This window comes from Agrobacterium bohemicum, assembly GCF_002896715.1.
Classification (GTDB): Bacteria; Pseudomonadota; Alphaproteobacteria; order Rhizobiales; family Rhizobiaceae; genus Agrobacterium; species Agrobacterium bohemicum.
In genome coordinates this window covers 199,874-221,485 of sequence record NZ_PGEL01000024.1, presented here as the reverse complement: position 1 = coordinate 221,485, position 21,612 = coordinate 199,874, and the positions used below count along the sequence as shown (strand labels likewise).

22 protein-coding genes are annotated in these 21,612 nt (G+C 58.4%); 13 read left to right on the top strand and 9 right to left on the bottom strand.

Going from position 1 to position 21,612, the window contains the following annotated elements; translation table 11 throughout:
* The first annotated feature begins 28 nt into the window (after positions 1 to 28).
* From CUC55_RS11465 to CUC55_RS11455, 3 genes are read left to right on the top strand one after another with little or no spacing between them, the layout of a single operon-like run.
* A complete protein-coding gene (locus tag CUC55_RS11465; protein WP_067645963.1) occupies positions 29 to 799 on the top strand; it encodes a heme ABC transporter permease in 771 nt (256 codons plus the stop codon).
* Positions 796 to 972 (top strand): heme exporter protein CcmD, encoded by a 177-nt coding sequence (gene ccmD / locus CUC55_RS11460; protein ID WP_067645961.1) that lies wholly within the window; start codon positions 796 to 798, stop codon positions 970 to 972. Before CUC55_RS11465 ends, ccmD begins: the two co-directional genes overlap by 4 nt.
* Positions 972 to 1,571 carry a DsbE family thiol:disulfide interchange protein gene (locus CUC55_RS11455; protein WP_210200678.1) on the top strand — a complete coding sequence of 200 codons (600 nt, stop codon included), beginning with the start codon at positions 972 to 974 and terminating at the stop codon, positions 1,569 to 1,571. The genes ccmD and CUC55_RS11455 overlap by 1 nt, the downstream gene beginning before the upstream one ends.
* Before the next feature lies 1 nt (position 1,572).
* Here the strand turns inward: CUC55_RS11455 and CUC55_RS11450 are convergent, their stop codons facing one another.
* From CUC55_RS11450 to dapF, 5 genes are all read right to left on the bottom strand, one after another.
* Positions 1,573 to 2,169: a DUF2585 domain-containing protein gene (locus tag CUC55_RS11450; protein WP_067645957.1), complete on the bottom strand. Its 597-nt coding sequence runs from the start codon at positions 2,167 to 2,169 to the stop codon at positions 1,573 to 1,575.
* Positions 2,166 to 2,816, bottom strand: coding sequence for a septation protein A (locus tag CUC55_RS11445; RefSeq protein WP_103087905.1), 651 nt, complete (start codon positions 2,814 to 2,816; stop codon positions 2,166 to 2,168). Before CUC55_RS11445 ends, CUC55_RS11450 begins: the two co-directional genes overlap by 4 nt.
* 2 nt (positions 2,817 to 2,818) lie before the next feature.
* The gene (gene ftsY / locus CUC55_RS11440) at positions 2,819 to 4,249 is read right to left on the bottom strand and encodes a signal recognition particle-docking protein FtsY (protein WP_103088002.1); all 1,431 of its coding nucleotides are present in this window, start codon (positions 4,247 to 4,249) and stop codon (positions 2,819 to 2,821) included.
* Positions 4,250 to 4,269: 20 nt separating this feature from the next.
* Positions 4,270 to 5,544: a tRNA (N(6)-L-threonylcarbamoyladenosine(37)-C(2))-methylthiotransferase MtaB gene (gene mtaB, locus CUC55_RS11435; protein ID WP_103087904.1), complete on the bottom strand. Its 1,275-nt coding sequence runs from the start codon at positions 5,542 to 5,544 to the stop codon at positions 4,270 to 4,272.
* Positions 5,541 to 6,443, bottom strand: coding sequence for a diaminopimelate epimerase (gene dapF / locus CUC55_RS11430; protein ID WP_103087903.1), 903 nt, complete (start codon positions 6,441 to 6,443; stop codon positions 5,541 to 5,543). Before dapF ends, mtaB begins: the two co-directional genes overlap by 4 nt.
* Positions 6,444 to 8,049: 1,606 nt before the next feature.
* Here dapF and CUC55_RS22730 point away from each other — a divergent pair.
* Positions 8,050 to 8,289 (top strand): hypothetical protein, encoded by a 240-nt coding sequence (locus CUC55_RS22730; RefSeq protein WP_157940948.1) that lies wholly within the window; start codon positions 8,050 to 8,052, stop codon positions 8,287 to 8,289.
* A 100-nt stretch (positions 8,290 to 8,389) separates the two neighbouring features.
* Here the strand turns inward: CUC55_RS22730 and CUC55_RS11410 are convergent, their stop codons facing one another.
* Positions 8,390 to 9,460 (bottom strand): MBL fold metallo-hydrolase, encoded by a 1,071-nt coding sequence (locus tag CUC55_RS11410; RefSeq protein ID WP_103087901.1) that lies wholly within the window; start codon positions 9,458 to 9,460, stop codon positions 8,390 to 8,392.
* 960 nt (positions 9,461 to 10,420) lie between these two features.
* On the opposite strand from CUC55_RS11410, the gene ffh reads away from it, so the two are divergent.
* From ffh to trmD, 5 genes are all read left to right on the top strand, one after another.
* The gene (gene ffh / locus CUC55_RS11395; RefSeq protein ID WP_103087899.1) at positions 10,421 to 11,989 is read left to right on the top strand and encodes a signal recognition particle protein; all 1,569 of its coding nucleotides are present in this window, start codon (positions 10,421 to 10,423) and stop codon (positions 11,987 to 11,989) included.
* An 8-nt stretch (positions 11,990 to 11,997) separates the two neighbouring features.
* Positions 11,998 to 12,315, top strand: a complete 318-nt coding sequence (locus CUC55_RS11390) for a chorismate mutase (RefSeq protein WP_067645940.1) — start codon at positions 11,998 to 12,000, stop codon at positions 12,313 to 12,315.
* A 33-nt stretch (positions 12,316 to 12,348) separates the two neighbouring features.
* Entirely contained in the window at positions 12,349 to 12,726 is a 378-nt protein-coding gene (gene rpsP / locus CUC55_RS11385; RefSeq protein WP_067645938.1) for a 30S ribosomal protein S16, read from the top strand.
* 118 nt (positions 12,727 to 12,844) lie between these two features.
* Positions 12,845 to 13,417 carry a ribosome maturation factor RimM gene (rimM, locus tag CUC55_RS11380; RefSeq protein ID WP_103087898.1) on the top strand — a complete coding sequence of 191 codons (573 nt, stop codon included), beginning with the start codon at positions 12,845 to 12,847 and terminating at the stop codon, positions 13,415 to 13,417.
* Position 13,418: 1 nt separating this feature from the next.
* A complete protein-coding gene (gene trmD, locus CUC55_RS11375; protein ID WP_067645934.1) occupies positions 13,419 to 14,120 on the top strand; it encodes a tRNA (guanosine(37)-N1)-methyltransferase TrmD in 702 nt (233 codons plus the stop codon).
* On the opposite strand, the gene CUC55_RS11370 is transcribed toward trmD, so the two are convergent.
* The gene (locus CUC55_RS11370) at positions 14,102 to 14,848 is read right to left on the bottom strand and encodes a sulfite exporter TauE/SafE family protein (protein ID WP_067645931.1); all 747 of its coding nucleotides are present in this window, start codon (positions 14,846 to 14,848) and stop codon (positions 14,102 to 14,104) included. The two genes, trmD and CUC55_RS11370, sit on opposite strands and share 19 nt — an antisense overlap.
* Positions 14,849 to 15,118: 270 nt before the next feature.
* Between CUC55_RS11370 and rplS the strand changes: the two genes are divergently transcribed.
* The 3 genes from rplS (at position 15,119) to CUC55_RS11350 (ending at position 17,865) form a co-directional block, all read left to right on the top strand.
* Positions 15,119 to 15,685: a 50S ribosomal protein L19 gene (rplS, locus tag CUC55_RS11365; RefSeq protein WP_067645929.1), complete on the top strand. Its 567-nt coding sequence runs from the start codon at positions 15,119 to 15,121 to the stop codon at positions 15,683 to 15,685.
* Between the two features lie 578 nt (positions 15,686 to 16,263).
* A complete protein-coding gene (locus CUC55_RS11355) occupies positions 16,264 to 17,016 on the top strand; it encodes a transporter substrate-binding domain-containing protein (protein WP_067646258.1) in 753 nt (250 codons plus the stop codon).
* 33 nt (positions 17,017 to 17,049) lie between these two features.
* Positions 17,050 to 17,865 carry an amino acid ABC transporter permease gene (locus tag CUC55_RS11350; RefSeq protein WP_103087897.1) on the top strand — a complete coding sequence of 272 codons (816 nt, stop codon included), beginning with the start codon at positions 17,050 to 17,052 and terminating at the stop codon, positions 17,863 to 17,865.
* 3 nt (positions 17,866 to 17,868) lie between these two features.
* Here the strand turns inward: CUC55_RS11350 and CUC55_RS11345 are convergent, their stop codons facing one another.
* Positions 17,869 to 18,384 carry a nuclear transport factor 2 family protein gene (locus CUC55_RS11345; RefSeq protein WP_082760193.1) on the bottom strand — a complete coding sequence of 172 codons (516 nt, stop codon included), beginning with the start codon at positions 18,382 to 18,384 and terminating at the stop codon, positions 17,869 to 17,871.
* A 120-nt stretch (positions 18,385 to 18,504) separates the two neighbouring features.
* Positions 18,505 to 19,794: an MFS transporter gene (locus CUC55_RS11340; protein WP_103087896.1), complete on the bottom strand. Its 1,290-nt coding sequence runs from the start codon at positions 19,792 to 19,794 to the stop codon at positions 18,505 to 18,507.
* 402 nt (positions 19,795 to 20,196) lie between these two features.
* Between CUC55_RS11340 and leuC the strand changes: the two genes are divergently transcribed.
* Positions 20,197 to 21,606, top strand: a complete 1,410-nt coding sequence (leuC, locus tag CUC55_RS11330; RefSeq protein ID WP_103088001.1) for a 3-isopropylmalate dehydratase large subunit — start codon at positions 20,197 to 20,199, stop codon at positions 21,604 to 21,606.
* The last annotated feature ends 6 nt before the right edge of the window (positions 21,607 to 21,612 follow it).

Here is a 21,612-nt window from a genome sequence, read left to right as displayed (position 1 = left end):
AACCCCGGTCTCACTGTAGAAAGACGCCATGAGCGACAAGAGCCTTGCGATTACCAAGTTCAGCGACCTTGCCAACCCGACGCGGTTCCTGGCATTGGCCTCTCGCATTTTGCCATGGCTGGCCGCGCTTTCGGCGCTCTGTCTTGCCGCAGGCCTCTATATGGCCTTCACCACCGATAGTGATTATCAGCAGGGCAATACCGTGCGCATCATGTATGTGCATGTGCCAGCCGCCTGGCTTTCGATGATGTGTTATACCGTCATGGCAGTGGCGGCGATTGGCACGCTGGTCTGGCGGCATCCGCTGGCAGATGTCGCGCATAAATCCGCAACGCCGATTGGTGCTGCCTTCACGCTGATTGCACTTATCACCGGTTCCCTATGGGGCAAGCCCATGTGGGGCACGTGGTGGGTCTGGGATGCGCGGCTGACGTCCGTCTTCATCCTGTTTCTGATGTATCTCGGCCTTATCGCCTTCAACAAGGCGATGGACGATCCATCCAAGGCGGCCCGCGTCAGTGCAGTGCTCATCCTCGTCGGTTTCGTCAACATCCCGATCATCAAGTTTTCCGTGGAGTGGTGGAATACGTTGCACCAGCCAGCCAGCGTTCTGCGTCTTGGTGGACCTGCGATAGCCTCTGAATTTCTATGGCCGCTGCTGACCATGGCCATTGGCTTCACGCTGCTGTTCTTTACCCTGCACATCGCCGCCATGCGCAACGAAATCTGGCGCAGACGCATAGCCGTCCAGCGCCGACTGGCTGCGCGCCGGGCAAGTCGGGAGAGTGCCAAGTCATGAGCCACGCATTTTATATCGGCATGTCCTACGGTCTGACCGGGCTGATCGTTGCCATTTTGATTGGCTGGATCATGATGGACGGGCGCGCGCGCCAGCGTGAAATGGCTGAGCTGGAAGCCTCCGGCATTCGCCGCCGGGGCCGCACTGGCTCCGTGGAGCAACCGACACCATGATGAAAGACACGGAACGTGGTCCCGTACCCTCGGGCAAGAAGGCGCGCTATGTTCTGGCGCTTTTGCCGCTGCTGGCCTTTGCTGGCTTTGCCGCCATTGCCGCGAAAATGCTGTATGAGCAGGACGTCAATGGCCTTGATGTCAGTGCCATTCCGTCGGCGTTGATCAACACCAAGGCCCCGTCCTTGTCTTTGCCGCCCCTGGAGGGTGCCAATGTTCCAGCTCTTAATGATGAGGCCATCAAGGGCAAGCTGACCCTCGTCAATGTCTTTGCGTCTTGGTGTGTGCCGTGTCGGCAGGAACATCCGATGTTGAAGGAACTGGCCAAGGATGAGCGGCTGAACATTGTCGGCATCAACTACAAGGATAAATCCGACAATGCCTTGCGGTTTCTGGGCGAACTCGGAAATCCCTATGCCGCTATCGGCATCGATCCCAACGGTAAAGCGGCCATCGACTGGGGTGTCTATGGTATCCCNGAGACCTATCTGGTGGATAGAGACGGTACTATCATCTACAAGAAGGTCGGTCCTATCGATGTCGCGACCTATGAGCGGGAGATGATTCCCGCCATCGAAAANGCCGCCGCCGCCGATTGAGTTAAGGTGTCGGAAGCGCGTTCTGCCATTCCTTGATGGCGTCGATGGGTGCTACCAGCATTAGGACATTCAAGGTCAGATTATCGCGGATGAGCCAGCCGGTAAAAATCTCGAAGACAATGGCGACCACGACGGTCAGCCATATCGGCACGCGGGCGGCGAAAAAGAATCCTGTAACCATGAACACCGTGTCCATCGCCGAATTCAGAATGCTGTCACCGCTGTAGCCTAACGCCATGGTGGCGGTGCGATAGCGGTCGATGATGATGGGCGAGTTTTCAAGAAGTTCCCAGGCGGCCTCGATGAGGACGGCGATGGAAAGACGGAAACCGATCGAACGATTGCGAAACAGCAGCCATGCCAGTCCGTAAAACAGGAAGCCGTGGATGATGTGCGATGGTGTGTACCAATCTGCCAGATGCTGCGAGTTGCCCGGCGTGTTCACGCCCGGCTCGAACAGTTTCACATAACCGCATTCGCAGATGGGAACGCGGCCCATGAAATACAAAATGACGATCTGCAACAGCAAAATTCCTGCGGCCACGCCAAACCAGATATGGGAGGAGGGGCGGGAGCCGGGCATCTGCGCAGGGGTCATTTTTTCTCTTTCGTCAACGGCTCAACCGAATGGCGCATGATAAGCGGCATCTGCGCCATGGTGAAGAGAATGGTGATGGGCATCGTGCCCCAGACCTTGAAGGCGACCCATGTGTCGGTGGAAAATCCGCGCCAGACAACTTCGTTGAGGACCGCCAGGAACAGGAAGAAGAAGCCCCAGCGAAATGTCAGCTTGCGCCAGCCTTCTTCGTTCAGCTTGAAAGCGGAGTTGAAGACGTAGCCCAGCAACGAATGGCCGAACAGCAGCCCGCCCAGAAGGATGACGCCGAACAGCGCATTGACGATGGTCGGCTTCATCTTGATGAAGGTATCGTTTNGCAGGTAGAGCGTCAGTGCACCGAAGACGAGGACGACGATGCCCGAGATCAGCGGCATCATCGGCAAGGTACGGGTAAGAATCCATGATACGGTCAGCGCGAGAGCGGTGGCAATCATGAACAGACCGGTGGCAATGAAGATTGGGCCACCGAATTCCGTCAGCACAGGAAATGTGTTTGCTAGCCATTCACCGCGGGAATTGGCGAAGAAGAACACGACCAGCGGTCCAAGCTCCAGCACGAATTTCAGCAGCGGGCTGATCTCGCGGACCATTTTTTCGCTTTCGCGCTGATTGCTTTCCACGTCCATACTCATACTCCCGCAATCGCTTTGGCGAAATCTTCCGCCTCGAATGGCTCCAGATCGTCAACGCCTTCGCCGACGCCGATGAAATACACCGGCAATTTGTGTTTGGCAGCGATGGCAACGAGGATACCGCCGCGGGCCGTGCCATCCAATTTNGTCATAATCAGGCCGGACACGCCTGCAACATTGCGGAAAATTTCCACCTGGTTGAGAGCGTTCTGGCCCGTCGTCGCGTCCAAGGTCTGCAACACCGTGTGCGGTGCATCGGGGTCGAGCTTGCCAAGCACGCGCACGATCTTCTCAAGTTCGTCCATCAGCTCGGTCTTGTTCTGCAAGCGACCGGCAGTATCGATGATGAGAACGTCGCATTTTTNGGTCCGCGCCTGCTCAAACGCATCATAGGCGAGACCCGCCGCATCCGCACCCAGCTTGGTGCCGATGAATTCCGATCCGGTGCGGTCTGCCCAAATCTTCAACTGCTCGATAGCTGCGGCGCGGAACGTATCGCCTGCGGCCAGCATTACCTTGAGGCCCGAGCCGGAAAGCTTGGCGGCGAGCTTGCCGATGGTGGTCGTCTTGCCGGTGCCATTGACGCCGACGACGAGAATGACATGCGGCTTGTGCGACAGATCAAGCTCCAGCGGTTTGGCGACGGGTGCCAGAACCTTGGTGATTTCGCCAGCCATGATGCGCGCAACGTCTTCGCCGCTGACATCCTTGCCGTAACGTTCCGATGACAGCGCGCCAGTAATTCGCATGGCGGTTTCCAGACCGAGATCGGACTGGATCAGCAGATCCTCCAACTCGTCCAGCGTGTCTTCGTCCAGCTTGCGCTTGGTGAAGAGCGCGGAAATCTGGCTGGTGAGCTGCATGGAGGTGCGCGACAGGCCTGCTCGCAGGCGCTGGAACCAGGAGAGTTTCTGCTCCGGTTCAGCTTCGACCAGCACCACGCGCTCGCTTGGCAAGGAAAAGCCTTTTGGCAGAACGGATGGTGTAACCGGTGTTTCGGTCGTCTCCGACGCGGTGACGGCCTCTGCCTCATCCAGCAAGGCGTCCATGGCCAGTGTGTCGAGTGGCGCGTCTGGATCATTCACGTCCGTTGCGGGTAGCTCGTCCGCTTCGGCTTCCGCCTGAAGCAGTGAAAGTGGCACGATGCCCATATCGCCAGCCTGCTCAGGACCCGGCAAAAGCGGCTTGTCGTCTTCTGGTTCTTCATCAGCAATGGTTGCGTCCGGGGCAGGGCCGCCTGCGGTTTCCATCTCAAGGTCTGAAACCGGATCGTCGGTTACAGGCGCATGAGCTTCCGCTTCGATCAGTACCTCTTCGAAAGAGGCATTTTCGTTGCCCTTTTCAATCGCGGCATCGCTGTCCGGCTTGTCTGTCTCGGTCTTGTCCTTGCCGAAGGAGAAGACTTTTTTGATGAAGCCGAGGGCCATGATCGTTCCGTATCGTTCCGTCAGGCGACCTGCGCAGCCAGACATTGCATATCTAAGTGTTTCCCGTTGTGACCGGTAATCCGCACCTGCGCAAGTGTGCGGGCGGCAAGATCGGGGGCGGCAACGAGTGTGAAATTTTTGGTATGCGCAAAGCCTCTGTTCTCGACGAGAATGGTCTGCTCGGTGCCGACCATCCGGTCGAGATGCGCATGGCTCAAGATATTACCACGTTCACGAAGCCGGGCCGCACGCTGTTTGATCAGGCCTCGGTCCAGTTGCGGCATGCGTGCTGCAGGCGTGCCGGGGCGTGGGCTGTAGGGAAAGACGTGCAGGCTGGAAATGCCGCATTCTTCCGCAAGCGTTGCGGCATTTTCGAACATCTCTTCGGTTTCGGTCGGGAAACCGGCGATCATGTCCGCGCCGAATGCGATTTCGGGCCTCAACGACCTGACCTGATGACAGAAGGCGATGGCATCTGCGCGCATGTGGCGGCGCTTCATCCGTTTCAGGATCATGTCATCGCCATGCTGGAGTGACAGATGCAGATGCGGCATGAAGCGTGGCTCGTCCGCAATCAGGTCCATGAGATGCTTGTCGGCCTCGATGCTGTCGATGGAGGAGAGGCGTAGCCGCAAAATCTCCGGCACCTGCTTCAGCAGCGTCCTGGCCAGATATCCAAGTGATGGCTCACCGGGCAGGTCCGCGCCATAGCTTGTTGCATCCACGCCGGTCAGCACGATTTCGCAATAGCCGTTTTCTGTCAGCTTGCGGGCCTGTTCGACCACGGCACCCATGGGAACCGAGCGCGAATTGCCGCGACCATAGGGAATGATGCAGAAGGTGCAGCGATGGTCGCAGCCGTTCTGCACCTGAATGAAGGCGCGCACATGCCCATCGATATGCTTGATCATCTGCGGCGCGGTGGCCTTGATGCTCATGATATCGTTGACGCGCAGCTTTTCTTCGGCAGAAACACCGAAATCCGGCAAAGCGCGGTAGGAAGCGCTTGTCAGCTTTTCCTCATTGCCCAGCACGGCGTCCACTTCCGGCATTTCGGCGAAGGTCTGCTTTTCCGTCTGTGCGGCGCAGCCGGTGACGATGATGCGGGCATGCGGATTTNCCCGGCGGGCGCGGCGGATGGCGGCACGGGCCTGACGCACGGCCTCGCCGGTGACTGCGCAGGTGTTGACCAGCACGGCATTGTTCAGCCCTGCCTTTTCAGCCTGCGCCCGCATCACTTCCGATTCGTAGGTGTTGAGGCGGCAGCCGAAGGTTATGACCTCGACGCCGCTCATAAGGCCGCCTTTTCCTGCGCCGTATCGCGCGCCCAGGTGCCGTTGACGGGATCGACTCTGCCAGCCCATTCCCACTCGGCGGGACCGGTCATGACGACGTGGTTGTCTTCGCGCCATTCGATGGTCAGCGGAATGCGAACGGGGCTGGAGGCGACATCGATCTCGACGGTGCGGCCCGTGCGCCCGGTGCGGGCGGCGGAAACGGCAGCGGCGCAGGCGGCAGAGCCGCAGGCCAGCGTCAGGCCCGCGCCGCGCTCGAAGGTGCGGGTGCGCAAGGCTGTGTCGGAGATGACCTGCGCCAGCGTGATATTGGCTTTTNCCGGAANCATCGGATGGTTTTCGAGCAACGGACCAAAGCGCTCGAGATCGAACGTCATGGGATCGCTTTTCACCCAGAAGACCGCATGCGGATTGCCCATCGACATGACCGCTGGCGAATGCAGAACGGGGTTGTCGATCGGCCCGATCTGAAGCTCGATGCGGCTGGTATCGTGGAATTCCTCGGCCAGCGGTATATCGTCCCAGCGAAAGCGGGNCATGCCCATATCGACGGAAATCATACCGTCTTCGTGTTCGCTGGCGTTCAAAATGCCCGCAACGGTCTGGAAGGTGAAGGTCTTCTTGCCGGTCTCCGACGCCAGTGCCTGCACGACGCAACGGGTGCCATTGCCACAGGCTTGCGCCTTGGTGCCATCGCAATTGAGGATATCGATATAGGCGTCCGTTCNTTGCGCACGCGGATCGTGGATGGCCATGATCTGGTCAAAGGCGGTTTCAGCATGGGCGTTCAGCGCAATCGCCGCCTGCGGTGTGACCATATCCTTGCGGCCGCGCATATCGACAACAAGGATCTTGTTACCAAGCCCATTCATCTTCGCAAATTCGACCGTATCAGACATGATCCTGAACCTGTTGGGGGTGATCGCGCAGGGTGGCTGCGCAGTTGCCTCTATATGGCGGAAATGATGGGGAATTACCAGTGTTTGGTGAGCGCTGTTCTCTCGGTGCGCAGTTGATGTTTACGGGGGAGTGGCGAGAGGACGTTAGTGCAGGAGCAAGCTCGCCCCCTCTGCCCTGCCGGGCATCTCCCCCACAGGTGGGNAGATCGACTCGCGGCAACCTCTAGCCCCTCTCATCAGTTTCGGGAGGGGCTGGCGCTGAAGATGCGGTCGAACCGGCGAGCCAGCGCCCAGCCAATCTCCCCACCTGTGAGGGAGATGCCCGGCAGGGCAGAAGGGGGTGAGCCACACCCGCAAACGCAAACATACACTCCGCCACCAAATCCAATCCTGTCAAAAACCCCGGCCACCACACACGCAYGCTTCGCCGTTCACGCGGCAGCRCCTGCCCGTGGCTTGATCTGTTCTCWGKKCCCAYAACCATTTGCGGCCATGGTATTTCGGACGGGNCGCTGCAAGCTGCCTCGTTKGGTMGTKTANARAATGGCACCTTTCAGCGCCCCGTTCGGCTCTTTNGGCCAAACAGCAATCCWCTTGCCACGGCTGGCAGAAMCCGGATGGCAAAGGSGAAACCTTGCCGGAGAACCGGTCGGACAWRKYCAAGGTCCGACCCTTCCCATCCGGGTGGCGAACTCCATTGCTGGATGAYCGCCCTGCCAGTTCGGCTGCACCTGCCTTCGATTTGCTCCCGCGCCKRTWATCMAGGGGCGGAAGGATCGATCCGTTKTYCGCAAGGGCTGCCRCGTCCGTGGTGGATGCGGCAGTCTCTTGCGATCCGTCCGCGCTGTTTCGCAACAGTGCGGGGCAGATGCAGCGTGTTCCTGTGTACCGCCTGACTTTCGCTTCAATCCCCGTGGTCGCGTTCGACCTGGGGGACGATGAGCTGTCGGTACACCCGGCGACCAAGCTCCTGGCGGATGCATCGGTATGGCGAAGACGTTCAGTCTTCACCTCACGAYGCGGCCAGGTCGGNCATCGGGAGAATGACACYGGCCGGTCCGAAACCGGTGTCCTCCTCCTCCCGTTGCCGCCGGGGGGATTGCTGCCGGACCCCAGTGACAGAGAGGATGCGTAACCTCCCTGTCACCAGCGCCGGTCCCGCCTCGCCGCAACGCCTTGCGGTGTATCCGAGGGCGGAACGGGACAATTGTGCGGGTGATTCGCGGGAGGTGGAGAAACGTGTGGAGGATTTTTTGATGTTTTTNGCGGGCTTTCGGGTAAGGTGTTGATTTGGTTGGGAAGTATTTTTATTGTGGCGTTGGAGGGTGCCGCTCACCCCCCTCTGCCCTGCCGGGCATCTCCCCCTCAGGTGGGGAGATTGGCTGGGGGCGGGCTCACCGGACATCTTGAACGTTGCGGCGGGGACGACAGCCTGTTTTGCCGGTGCATCCCTCTGACGGCTACGATTGGAGCAGTCAGCGTGCCTTTTACCGATCTCCCCACCTGAGGGGGAGATGTCCGGCAGGACAGAGGGGGGTGAGCGGCATACGCCGACCTTTTCCCTCTCGCACCATCGCCCTTCAAGGCTGCTATCGGGCATATCAGAATGGCAGCTGCCACCGTGGCATCCACCCAACCCAAAAAACACCATAATAAACCGCTTGCCTTTGCTCTCCAGATGTCCGCTAATTGGCGAACGAAGCAGGGAGAAAATACTATGGCCAAGGGTCAAGTTCGCAGCAACAAAGAAGTTAGAAAACCTAAAAAAGACAAGGCCGCACAAGCGGCGGCACCGACACTTGGATCGCAGGTGAAAGCCAGCGAAAGCACGACCAAGAAGAAGTAATGACGTTGGGGTATTGTGGGACGACGCAGACGCTTGGGAGCGAAACTCTCAGGACGTGAAAGCGAGGCGCTGAACTGTCAAAGCGCCTGTCCCACAAGCCTCATGTCATGGGTACGTCGAAGACTTCGCTCGGATGCATGGGGCGGAAGCGATCTTCCGCTACGCCGTGTTCCGTCAGCGCTGCCTTAAGCGCAATGATCGGTGCATCGATGGCCTCATCGGTGAGTTGAACGGTTCCCCAGTGATGGCCGCAGGCGTAAGCCGCGCCGCAAATTTTCATGCCTTCTACGGCCTCAGTCGGATTCTGGTGCTGGCCTTTCATGAACCAGCGCGGCTCATATGCGCCGAATGGCAGGTTGGCGAGGCGGAAGCCGCCGTGTTTTTNGCGCGCGGCATGGTAATTAAGGCCGCTGTGAAAGCCGGTATCGCCGATGTGGTAGATTTTACCGCCCGGTGTTTCGATGACGAAGGCCGCCCACAGCGCCATGCGCCGGTCATTCAGGCCACGCGCCGACCAGTGATGGCAGGGCTCGAAATGAATTTTCACATCAGGCGCCACATTCAGCACATCACCCCAATCCCCCACTGATATCTTCGCCGCCTCGACGCGGGTGCGAATGACGACATCATTGCCGAGTGGCGTGATGAAATGCGGTTTATGGGCGATGTGAAGCTGGTGTAGCGTTTCCAGATCGAGATGGTCGTAATGATTGTGTGTGACCAGCACGATGTCGATGGGCGGCAGATCGTTGAACTTGATGCCGGGCGGGTTGACGCGTTTGGGGCCAACGAAGTTGAAGGGGCTTGTCCGCTCCGACCACACGGGATCGACGAGGATATTCATGCCCGCCGTCTGGATGAGAAAGGACGCATGGCCGACGAAGGTGACGCGCAGGTCTTTGCCGTTGACGCGCTCATCGGGTTTGACGAAGGGAAACGGGCTGGGATAGGCCTCCGGCCATGTCGCCTTGTTGCCATCGAACCGCCATTTCATCAGGTCCATGAAACCGTTGGGTGTCTCGCCACCGGGGTTGAAGAAACGCGCTCCATCGAAATGGTCCGATAGCGGGCCTTTGTAATAGGCGCTGGCGCTGGACTGGCGCGCATAAAGACCGCCACCCGCCAGAAGCGCGCCGAGGAAAGAGAGTTTGAAGAGGGTGCGTCTTTTCATTCTCCAAGTTTAGGTCTGCACGTCTGCGCATTCAATGGCGGCGCATTGCGGTCTTGCCGTTTTTTGCTTCCCGGGTTTAAAATACATCCTCCAGTAGATATTATTTTGCCAATGCCTGTTTCCGGGAGACAAGACCGTGACCATCATCAAATTTCTGTCATTGCCATTTTTGCTCATGGTGTTGCTCGCGATGCCCGTATCTGCCGAGCAGCTACCAGCGCCCGTCAATGGAGTGACGTTCGAGGAATGGGCGTCCGCGAATGGGCGCATTGCCAACAAGCAGGACGAGGCCGAGGTGTTTGCCGTTCTTGGTTTGAACAAGCAGTCGTTTGAAGCCGTCAATGTGGCGTTTACCGAAGCGTTGAAGACGTCAGGGTCGAATGGCGATATCATGCGTGTGTTCGGCGAGGCATTCGGCGATCCCAACCGTGGCCGGTTTGCGAAGACCGAGCAGGTGGATATCGAGGGCAAGCTGGCGACGCTGGATGATTACGCACGGGTGCAGGGCCATCTGCAGGCGGCGACGAAACTCAAGATCGATCCCGCCGCCGTTCTCGAAGAGCATAATCTGACGCCCTATGAATATTCCCAGGAAGCGGGCCGTTGGGTGCGAGCCATGGCGATGGAGGCCAAAAAGGATTCGACCAATACGCTGAAATACAATGAAGCCATCCGGCGCTATGAGCAGGAATATACCGCCAAGCTCTCGAAAAANTAAGCGTAAAGCGGCAAATGTGACGTTTTCCTTGACTCGAATGGCCTTTTCCTGTTTATCCGCGCCAATCAGCTGGCAGTTTCATGACCGCACGCCGCCGACCGGGACCCGCAAGGTATAGAAGATCCCGGAGGCAAACATCCGACAGCGCGAAGCGCCNTCGGGTGCTTTTTGGCTATGCGTCTTGTTTTTGACAGCAAAAGCACCGACGTTTCGGGTTCCCCGGAACGAAGAAGGATGACGCAATGTTTGAAAACCTCCAGGACCGCCTTGGCTCCATTCTGAATGGACTGACCGGCCGTGGCGCGCTTTCGGAAGCCGATGTAACGGCTGCCCTGCGCGAGGTTCGCCGTGCGCTTCTGGAAGCGGACGTTGCGCTGGAAGTCGTGCGTTCCTTCACCGACAAGGTGCGTGAAAAGGCCGTTGGTGCCTCGGTTCTCAAAGCCATCAAGCCCGGCCAGATGGTCGTCAAGATCGTCCACGACGAGCTGGTCGAGATGCTGGGCTCCGAAGGCGTGGCGATCGATCTGCACGCGGCGGCCCCCGTCGTCATCATGATGGTGGGTCTGCAGGGTTCGGGTAAGACGACCACGACAGGCAAGATTGCAAAGCGCCTGACGGAACGCGACAAGAAGAAGGTGCTGATGGCATCTCTCGACACGCGTCGTCCAGCAGCTCAGGAGCAGTTGCGCCAGCTGGGTGTGCAGACCGGCGTCGATACGCTGCCCATCATTGCCGGACAATCGCCGACCGATATCGCTTCGCGCGCCGTGCAGGCTGCCAGGCTCGGTGGCCATGATGTCGTGATCCTCGATACCGCCGGTCGTACCCACATCGACGAGCCGTTGATGATGGAAATGGCGGAGATCAAGAAAAACGCCAAACCGCACGAAATCCTGCTGGTCGCGGATAGTCTGACCGGTCAGGACGCCGTCAATCTGGCGCGTAACTTCGATGAGCGCGTTGGCATTACCGGCCTTGTGCTGACCCGTATGGATGGCGATGGTCGCGGTGGTGCAGCGCTTTCGATGCGTGCCGTCACCGGCAAGCCGATCAAGCTGATCGGTACCGGCGAGCGCATGGGCGAGCTGGACGAGTTTCATCCGCGCCGTATCGCCGACCGAATTCTCGGCATGGGCGACATTGTTTCGCTGGTCGAAAAGGCTGCTGAAAACATCGATGCGGAAAAAGCCGCGGCGATGGCCAAGAAGATGCAGTCGGGCAAGTTCGATCTGAACGATCTGGCCGACCAGCTTGGTCAGATGAAGAAANTGGGCGGCATGGGCGGCATTATGGGTCTGATGCCCGGCATGTCCGGCATGAAGGACAAGATGGCGGCGTCGGGTCTCAACGACAAGATGTTCGACCGCCAGATCGCCATCATTTCATCGATGACCAAGGCCGAACGCGCCAATCCTGACATGCTCAAGCACAGCCGCAAGAAGCGCATTGCTGCCGGTTCCGGCACGGATGCCGCCGAAATCAACAAGCTGCTCAAGATGCATCGCGGCATGGCCGACATGATGAAAGCCATGGGCGGCAAGGGCAAGGGCGGCATCATGAAACAGATGATGGGCGGCCTTGCGGGCAAGATGGGTTTTGGTGGTGGAATGGGCGGCATGCCTGATCTGGCCAATATGGACCCCAAGCAGCTTGAAGCCCTTCAGAGACAGGCGGAAGCAGCCGGTCTCGGCAAGCCGGGTGGCATGCCGCCCGGTCTTGGTGGAATGCCCGGTCTTCCCGGTCTGGGCGGACCGAAACTTCCGGGTCTTGGCGGACTTCCCGGCCTGCCCGGTTTTGGGAAGAAGAAGTGAGAGCTGTGATGACCGACGCAGACGTAAAGGCTCAACTTTCGCAATATCGCCAGTCCATCGACAATATCGATGCGGCGCTGGTGCATATGCTGGCGGAACGGTTCCAACGCACCAAGGCGGTGGGCGTTCTCAAAGCAACCTACGAATTGCCGCCGGCGGACCCGGCGCGCGAGGAATACCAGATCGAACGCCTGCGCCGCCTGGCAAAGGACGCCGATCTGGACCCGGATTTCGCCGAGAAGTTCCTGAACTTCATCATCAAGGAAGTCATCCGGCATCATGAAGCAATTGCCGCTGAACACAACGGCACCGACAAGACCGCCTGACCGGCGGACTAGCCATTCTTAAGGAGAAACAACATGGCACTGAAAATTCGTCTCGCACGCGGTGGTTCCAAGAAGCGCCCGTACTACCAGATCGTCGTTGCAGACGCCCGTTCGCCACGCGACGGCCGTTTCCTCGAGAAGGTCGGTTCCTGGAACCCAATGCTTGCCAAGGACAACGCTGATCGCATCCAGATCAACGGCGACCTGATCAAGGAATGGATTGCCAAGGGCGCACAGCCAACAGACCGCGTTCTGCGCTTCCTCGCAGAAGCCGGCATCGTAACGCGCGATGCCCGCAGCAACCCTGAAAAGGCAAAGCCAGGCAAGAAGGCCGTAGAGCGAATTGCCGAGAAGAAGCAGAAGGCCGATGACGCCGCTGCTGCTGCTGCAGAAGCTACTGCTGCCGAATAAGTCCGGTTGGCACGATATGAACGGGTGGTGTGGATTTCCGCGCCACCCGTTTATGTTTATTTTGACCGCAACATGCCGTACACAGACTTTAAAAGACGAACACCGGAACGGACGACCGATGGCAAAGCTGGAAAACCCTATTCTCATGGCCAAGATTGGCGCGGCACAAGGGCTGCGTGGCGAAGTCCGGGTCAGCTCGTTCACGGATGATCCGACTGCATTGGGAGAATACGGCAACCTGATTGCTGCCGATGGCCGGATGTTCGAAATCCTTGAAATTCGCGAAGCGAAGACCGTGGTCATCGTGCGCTTTCGCGGCATCAACGACCGCAATGCGGCGGAAGCTCTGAACGGACTGGAACTGTTCATCGAGCGCGACAACCTGCCCGACGACGATCTTGAAGAAGACGAATTCTATTATACCGATCTTGAAGGGCTGGAGGCTGTCGATGCCGAAGGCAAGAGCTACGGCTCCGTTGCCGCTGTTCATGATTTCGGCGCTGGCGATCTGCTGGAGCTGAAAGGTGCTGGTCGCCGTCCGACGCTCATTCCCTTTTCCGAGGCCGCCGTTCTGGAAATCGATCTCGAAGGCGGAAAANTTCTGATCGATCCGTTTGCCGCTGGCCTGATCGACAATCCTGAAGACGGCAAGGACGATCCGGATCATCCGATCTTCGGCAAGAAAAAATAACATGACATTCAAGGCAACCGTTCTGACGCTGTACCCGGACATGTTTCCGGGGCATCTGGGCCATTCGCTGGCGGGCAGGGCGCTGGAGCGCGGCCAGTGGCAGATCGAGCCGGTCCAGATCCGGGACTTCGCGGCAGACAAGCACCGCAGCGTGGACGATACGCCAGCTGGCGGTGGCGCTGGCATGGTGCTGAAACCGGACGTGCTGGCGGCGGCAATCGATGCTGTCTCGACCGATGATACACGTCCCCGCCTCTTGATGAGCCCGCGTGGGCTACCGCTGCGCCAAGAGCGGGTGCGCGAGATTGCCGCCGGTGACGGCGTCATCATCATCTGCGGGCGGTTCGAGGGTGTGGACCAGCGGGTGATCGATGCGCGTGGCCTCGAAGAGGTTTCCATCGGCGACTATATTCTCTCCGGTGGCGAACCGGCGGCACTGACGTTGCTGGATGCGGTGGTGCGCATTCTGCCCGGTGTGATGGGCAACGATCTCTCCGGCGTGCATGAGAGCTTCGAGGGTGGGTTGCTGGAGCATCCGCATTATACCCGCCCGCAAGTGTGGGAAGAGCGCGAGATTCCAGCGGTTCTAACCTCCGGCAACCACAAGGCCGTTGAAAAATGGCGTCATGAGCAGGCGCTGGCGCTGACGAAAGAGCGCCGCCCCGACCTTCTGGCGAAAACGTCTCAGGTCGAGACGAAGTAGTAGACCGACAGCAACAAACCGACCGAGATCACCAAAGCGCGGATGACCCATTGCGGTACGCGCCGCGCGATATAGACGCCGCTATAACCGCCGATGGCCGATGCCGGGATCATGATCAGCGCTGCGGGCCATGCCACGACACCACCGCCGACGAAAACCACGATGGCGACGGCGGCTATGACGACGGCGAGCAGATTTTTCAAAGCATTGAGGTGATGGTAGGTCCCGCCTGATGTCAGGCCCAGGACCGCCAGCATCATGATGCCCATGCCAGCGCCGAAGAAGCCTCCGTAGATCGACGTAAAGAATTGTCCGATGAGGCTCGCGGCGCTGCCGGGCGAGCGCTGCGCATTCGTGCGCGGACGCAGCCATGGCCCCAAGGCAAACAAAAGTGTGGCGGCGAGGAGGAGCCAGGGCACGAGCTGGCGAAAGGCCGGGTTGTCCAGCGACAACAGAAGAAGCGCGCCAGCGGTCGATCCAGCAATCGATAGCAGGGCCAGAAAAACAGCACCTTTCCAGTGGGCCCTAATTTCCGGCCAATAGGCGATGACGGACGTGACGTAGCCGGGAAATTGCACGATGGAAGAGGTGGCGTTGGCGGAAATCGGGGCGATACCGGCAAGCGTCATGGCCCCGAAGGTCAGAAACGTGCCTCCGCCTGCGATGGCATTGACCGCGCCGGACAGAAAGCCGCTGGCAAGCAGCAGCAGAATGATGAAGAATGACATGACCCCTCCCGGCGCATCTTGCGCCCCCGTCACTCCATATCCGGTGATGGGACGGACGACAATTAGGTCGTGACCGACAAANTAATCTTGCAAANGGGATGACAAATGCGTTGTCTTGCTGTAATGGCCCGCGTGGAACTGGGGTTTACCCCTTTAACCGCAAGCAAAGAATGGTGAACCCGCTCCTGCCGCAAGGCATGGTCCCGAGACCTGGTTTCAAGGGATGACAGTTGAGCGCTCTGGCTGTTTCAGAAGAACTCAGAGGTTAATATGACCAACATTATCGAACAGCTGGAAGCCGAACAGGCTGCCAAGATCGAAGCGAAGCGCAAGCTTCCAGAATTTTCTCCAGGTGACACCGTTCGCGTCAACGTGCGCGTAACGGAAGGTACACGTACCCGTGTACAGGCTTACGAAGGCGTCGTTATCGCCCGTTCCGGCGGCGGCATCAACGAGAGCTTCACCGTTCGCAAGATTTCTTACGGCGAAGGCGTCGAGCGCGTATTCCCTGTTTACTCGCCGCTGGTTGAAGGCGTTGAAATCGTTCGCCGCGGTAAGGTCCGTCGCGCGAAGCTCTATTACCTGCGCGACCGTCGCGGCAAGTCTGCCCGTATCGTTGAAGACACCGGCGTTCGCGCTCGCAAGCTCAACGACGGCGAGCGTCAGGCTGCTGCCGAAGAAAAGGCACGCCTCGAAGCTGAAAAGGTTGCAGCAGCACAGGCTCTGGCCGCTGAAAAGGCCGCAGCAGAAGCTGCTGAAGCCAAGGCAGCCGAAGAAGCCGCAGCAGCAAAGGCTGCTGAAGAGGCTGCAAAGCCTGCCGAAGGCGCAGCTGAATAAGCTTTTCCGTTTTTCGGGAACTTTAAAAAGGCGGTCTTCGGGCCGCCTTTTCTTTTGAACGTGGTCTGTTGCTCCCTATGTAATCAATACATCGGATTCGCTAGTTTACGGGGATGCTAACAAATGGAACGGAAATCCTTATTCGGTGAATTTCTCCGCGATTGGTTGAAGGAGAACATCAAATATCTCGGTGACTATGTTGAACCATCGGACCAAGATTACATAGCCAGACTGCGAGCGAGAGAGCTTACAGAGCTCGCGAAAGAGAAGGGCTATTACGCCGATCTTGTAGAGGAACTAAGGGGGCAGCCAGTCTTAAAGTTCATTATAAGTGAGTACTGGCGTGTGGGCCTTGAGCAGAAGGTTCTACATTCTAACTCAATAAATAGTTCTACAAGCAAGACGGTGCGTTAGTAGTTTAAGATTCGTATTTCGTCTCTTGCTCCACGGCAAGTACGCGCCCTGCCATCAGTGCGCTCTTGCCCTAACACTTCAAACCATGTCATTTTCCCGCATTGCCAGCAGGAGACACGACATTGCTCAGACGCTCTTTTCTCATCGCTATTGCCGCGACGCTTATGTCGCCTGTCATGTCCGTTGCCGCCGACCTGCCGGACCTCAAGGGAAAGACTGTTGTTGTCGTCACCGAAAACGCCTATCCGCCGCTGCAATTCGTCGATCCGAAATCCGGTAGCGCCATCGGCTGGGAATATGATGCGATGGGGGAGATCGCCAGGCGGCTGAATTTCAAGGTCGAGTATCAGAACACATCGTGGGATGCGATGATCCAGGCGGTGTCGGATGGGCAATACGACATTGGCATGACCGGCATCAGCATCAAGGAGGAGCGCAAAGAGAAGGTGGATTTCTCCGATCCCTACATGCGCTCTGAAATGTTCATGCTGGTGCGCGCCGACGAGACGCGCTTTACCGACGCGAAAAGCTTTGCCGCTTTCGACAAGGGGCTGGTGGGCGCGCAGGCGGGCACGACGCCGTTTTATACCGTTGTCTATGACGTGCTTGACGGAAACGAGCAGAACCCGCGGGTTAAGTTGATGGAAACCTTTGGCGCCACCGTGCAGGCGCTGAAAACCGGCGATGTCGATCTGGTGTTGACGGATGGCGTGGCGGGCAAGGGTTATGTCGATGCCTCCGATGGTGCGTTGAAGCTAATTGGCGGTCCCCTGGGTGGCGACGATTTCGGCTTCATCTTCAAGAAGGGGTCGGATCTGGTGGCGCCTGTGAATGCGGCAATTGCGGCGCTGAAAGCAGATGGCACGTTTGCGGCGCTCGATAAGAAGTGGTTTCTGGACTACAAGCTTGGCCAGTAAGCACATGCGACCTGACCAGCGAAAGGCAAGCGCGTGAGCGCCCGGCCCAAATCTTCCACTGCCGATGATTTTCCGTGGTGGCTGGTGGCGCTTGTCGGCATCGGTCTGGTGCTTGCTGTCGTGATTGCAGTCAACGGCATTTATGCGCAGGTGTTTTCCACCGTCATCACGGGCATCGGCATGACGGTATCAGTAACGCTGACGGCTTTCGCGCTGGCCTCGCTATGGGGGCTGGTGATTGCCGTGCTGGGCATGGCTGACAGCATTGTTTTGCGCCAGATCGCCCGTTTCTACATTGAGACGGTTCGGGGCATTCCTGTTCTCGTCGTGCTGTTCTACATCGCCTTTGTCGNCGCGCNTGCCTTTGTCAGCCTGTTCAACTGGATGATCACGCCGCTTGTTCAAGCCGGGTGGGTAGAGGCGATGCTGGTAAGGGATTTTTCGCTGACATGGCGGGCCATTTTGGCGCTGACGATCTGTTATGCCGCCTTCATCGCGGAAATTTTCCGGGCGGGTATCGAAGCTGTCGATCAGGGGCAGATCGAGGCGGCCAAGGCGCTGGGGCTCAACCGCTATCAGCGCTTCCGACTCGTGATTTTTCCGCAGGCCATCCGCACGATCTTTCCGCCGCTCTCCAACGATTTCGTGTCGATGGTCAAGGACAGCTCGCTGGTGTCGGTGCTGGGGGTGATGGACATTACCCAGCTGGGCAAGGTCTATGCGGCGGGGTCGTTCCGGTTTTTCGAAACCTATTCCATCGTCGCCTATATCTACCTCATCCTGACGCTGGGGCTTTCGCTGGTGTTGCGGCGCGTGGAAAAATCCCTGCGCCGCAGTCCTCGCGGGTAGGGTTTACTGCCCTTTCAAAGCGGAATCCCAATGTTCATCCGCCTTGCCATCAACGAAGCGCCATGTGTCGAACCATGTTGTCGTGTAGGTCCTGGCAGGGTCTTTCGGGTCCTTGACCTCATGCACGAAGCCGACCGTGACGAGATCGCCTTCTGCCGTGACGAAGGCGACGGGTGAACCGATTTTATCAGGGATCGGTTTTTTCTCGACCTTCAAGACTTCGGTGAAGAACTTGATCACGCCATCGCGGCCCGATGCGGCGTTGGGATTGTGCTGGAGATAACGCTCGGTCAGATATTGGTCGGCCTTGTCCCAATGGCCGGCTTCCAGAAGATCGCGGATGATCTTGTAGGTCACCTGCTTGTTGGCGTTGAGCTTTGGGTCGGGGCTGGTGAACAAGGCTTCGACATCGGGTGCCTTGACGACGGCTTCCTGGGCGTGGGCGGAAACGACTGCAAACGATGAGGCGGGCAAGGCCAGCGCTGCGACCAGTGCAAATTTGGTGATGAAACTGGACATCGTGATCTCCTGAATGCGGACGGTGGATGCGCAGACCATAGGAAATGGCGGTTAAGCGGGAAAGAAGGCAGTATTTCCGCCGCTGGTAACCTTGAGGGAACCAGCGGCGGAAAGCTTCACTCAGGCGCGGGCGTTTTGTGCCTGTTCCTGTCTGGCAATCATGCGACCGGCGATGATGACCAAGACGCCAGCCACGGCAAGGCAGGCGGAAAGGAAGAACATCGGGGCAATGGTGCTGCCCGTCTCGTCCTTGATCCATGGCACGACGTTCTGGGCGACGAAGCCGCCGAGATTGCCGACCGAGTTGATGGCGGCAAGACCGGCTGCTGCACCTGCACCCCTCAAGAAACGACCGGGCAGGCTCCAGAACACCGGCTGACCAGCAAAGATGCCAGCGGCTGCGATGCAGAGAAACGTGAACTGGACGACGGGTGCCGTCACCAGCGCCGACATCAACAGGCAGAAGGCGCCGATAAAGGCAGGACCGACGATGAAGGGGATCTTGTTCTGCGCGCGGTCCGCTGCTGCCGGGATGGCGTAAAGGGCAATGGCCACGCCTATCCACGGAATGATGTTGATGAAGCCGTTGGTGGTGTTGGACACGCCGAAGCTCTTGACGATGGTCGGCAGCCAGTAGCTGAGGCCATAAGCCGCCAACGGAAAGCCGACGAAGCAGAGCGACATGAACAGAACCTGCTTGTTGATCAACGCCCGGAAGCCGTTTTCGGCATGTTCTTCCATGTTGGAATTTTCAGAGGCGATCTTCTTGTTCAGCCAGTCCTTCTCGTCCTGGGTCAGGAACTTTGCCTTCTCAGGCGTGTCGTCCAGATAGAAGATGGTGAAGATGCCGGCAATGACGGCGGGAACGCCGGTGGCGAGGAAGACCCACTCCCAGCCTGCCAGACCCATGAGGCCATCGAGATCGAGCAGCATGCCGCCCAGCGGTGCACCGATGGCATTGGCGAGCGCGCTGAAANTCATGAACAGGCCGACCATGCGGCCGCGGTAGTCACGCGGGAACCAGATCGTCAGAAGATAGAGAACGCCGGGGAAGAAACCGGCTTCACAGGCACCCAGCAGGAAGCGCAGAATGTAGAACATGGTCTGGCTGCTGGTGAAGGCCAGCGCGATCGTGACCAGTCCCCAGGAAATGATGATGCGGGCAAACCAGCGACTGGCGCCGAAGCGGGTGAGCAGCAGGTTGCTCGGTACTTCGAAGATGAAATAGCCGATGAAGAACAGCGATGCGCCCAAACCGTAAGCGTATTCACTGAGGCCGAGATCGCCGACCATTTGCAGCTTTGCGTAGCTGACGTTTTGCCGGTCGATATAGGCGATAAGATAGAGAAGTCCCAGGAACGGCATGAGCCGCCAGGTGATTTTTGAAATAAGTGCCTTTTCAGATACCAAGACGTATCCTCCTTCTCACTGCAACATATGCAGCTATGCTCTGATCATTGCCCCCGCCTTCACGACAGCGTTATAGCATCGTGATATGGCTCTGACAGACGCTAACGTGCGAGATGGCAGTTTTATCCATCTTCGGTCGGTCGGGCGTGCGTTTTCGCCCAGTACGGCAATATTGCCGTTGAAANGCCGATCTGCTATGAGGGATGAATGGGATCGAAATTCGGATGTCTCGCGCAAAACATTTTTGTGCTGCAGGATCATAAGCGTCTGCCGGCACGGTTTTTCGCGCGCATTTCCGGCGCGCTCGGCGGCCGACTTACGTTTGCCTGATATCTCTTTCAAAGAGACTGTCAGTTTTGCTGCGAACCCAATTCAATTTTTCAAAATCCGATGGATATAGCCATGAGCGCACCTCGCACCCTCTATGATAAANTCTGGGATGATCACGTCGTCAACCGCGACCCGGATGGAACCTGTCTTCTCTACATCGACCGTCACCTCGTGCATGAGGTGACGAGCCCGCAGGCCTTCGAAGGGCTGCGCCTGGCCGGTCGTCCGGTTCATTCGCCAACCCGCACCTTGGCGGTGGTGGACCACAATGTTCCCACCACCTCGGATCGTCTTGAGGGCATCAAGAACGAGGAAAGCCGGATTCAGGTCGAAGCCCTGGCGCAGAATGCTGCGGAATTCGGCGTCGAATATTACTCCGAGCGCGACAAGCGTCAGGGCATCGTTCACATCGTCGGACCGGAGCAGGGTTTCACACTGCCGGGTATGACGATTGTCTGCGGTGACAGCCATACATCGACGCACGGCGCCTTCGGTGCGCTGGCGCATGGTATCGGCACGTCCGAAGTGGAACATGTTCTGGCGACGCAGACGCTGATCCAGAAAAAGGCCAAGAACATGCTGGTGCGTGTGGATGGCGCGGTTCCGGACGGTGTGACGGCAAAGGACATCATCCTGGCCATCATCGGCGAGATCGGTACGGCTGGTGGCACCGGCCACGTTATCGAGTTTGCTGGCGAAGCGATCCGTTCGCTGTCCATGGAAGGCCGCATGACGGTTTGCAACATGACCATCGAAGGTGGCGCGCGCGCCGGGCTTATCGCGCCTGACGAAACGACCTTCGATTACATCACGGGCAAGCCGCGTTCGCCCAAGGGTGAGGTGCTTGAGCAGGCCATTGCCTACTGGAAGACACTGAAGTCCGACGAGGGCGCGCATTACGACAAGGTCGTGGTGCTCAATGCTGCCGACCTGCCGCCGATCGTGTCCTGGGGCTCGTCGCCGGAAGACGTCGTGTCCGTGCAGGGTGAAGTTCCTGATCCGGCAGTGATCGAGGATGAGAACAAGCGCAATTCCAAGCAGCGCGCTCTGGAATATATGGGCCTGACGCCGGGCACGAAGATGACGGACATCGCCATCGACCGCGTCTTCATCGGCTCCTGCACCAATGGCCGTATCGAGGATTTGCGCGCTGCTGCCAAGGTTGTCGAGGGACGCAAGGTTGCGCCGACCGTATCTGCCATGATCGTTCCCGGTTCCGGTCTCGTGAAAGAGCAAGCCGAAAAGGAAGGTTTGGACAAGATTTTCCTCGAAGCGGGCTTCGAGTGGCGTGAACCCGGTTGCTCCATGTGCCTTGCCATGAATGACGACCGTCTTGCGCCCGGCGAGCGTTGCGCGTCCACTTCCAACCGCAACTTCGAAGGGCGCCAGGGCTACAAGAGCCGCACCCATCTCGTTTCGCCCGCCATGGCGGCTGCGGCTGCGGTGGCCGGCCACTTCGTGGATATCCGTGAGTGGCAGTGAATTGAG

What these genes read in the sequence shown, in the direction of transcription:
- CUC55_RS22730 (WP_157940948.1), top strand. Translation starts at nt 8,050, where the DNA reads ATGGCAGCTGCCACCGTGGCATCCACCCAACCCAAAAAACACCATAAT.
- CUC55_RS11370 (WP_067645931.1), bottom strand. Translation starts at nt 14,848, where the DNA reads ATGTCATTCTTCATCATTCTGCTGCTGCTTGCCAGCGGCTTTCTGTCC.
- CUC55_RS11450 (WP_067645957.1), bottom strand. Translation starts at nt 2,169, where the DNA reads ATGACCCCTGCGCAGATGCCCGGCTCCCGCCCCTCCTCCCATATCTGG.
- trmD (WP_067645934.1), top strand. Translation starts at nt 13,419, where the DNA reads ATGACATTCAAGGCAACCGTTCTGACGCTGTACCCGGACATGTTTCCG.
- CUC55_RS11390 (WP_067645940.1), top strand. Translation starts at nt 11,998, where the DNA reads ATGACCGACGCAGACGTAAAGGCTCAACTTTCGCAATATCGCCAGTCC.
- rplS (WP_067645929.1), top strand. Translation starts at nt 15,119, where the DNA reads ATGACCAACATTATCGAACAGCTGGAAGCCGAACAGGCTGCCAAGATC.
- CUC55_RS11345 (WP_082760193.1), bottom strand. Translation starts at nt 18,384, where the DNA reads ATGTCCAGTTTCATCACCAAATTTGCACTGGTCGCAGCGCTGGCCTTG.
- CUC55_RS11465 (WP_067645963.1), top strand. Translation starts at nt 29, where the DNA reads ATGAGCGACAAGAGCCTTGCGATTACCAAGTTCAGCGACCTTGCCAAC.
- rpsP (WP_067645938.1), top strand. Translation starts at nt 12,349, where the DNA reads ATGGCACTGAAAATTCGTCTCGCACGCGGTGGTTCCAAGAAGCGCCCG.
- ccmD (WP_067645961.1), top strand. Translation starts at nt 796, where the DNA reads ATGAGCCACGCATTTTATATCGGCATGTCCTACGGTCTGACCGGGCTG.
- CUC55_RS11355 (WP_067646258.1), top strand. Translation starts at nt 16,264, where the DNA reads ATGTCGCCTGTCATGTCCGTTGCCGCCGACCTGCCGGACCTCAAGGGA.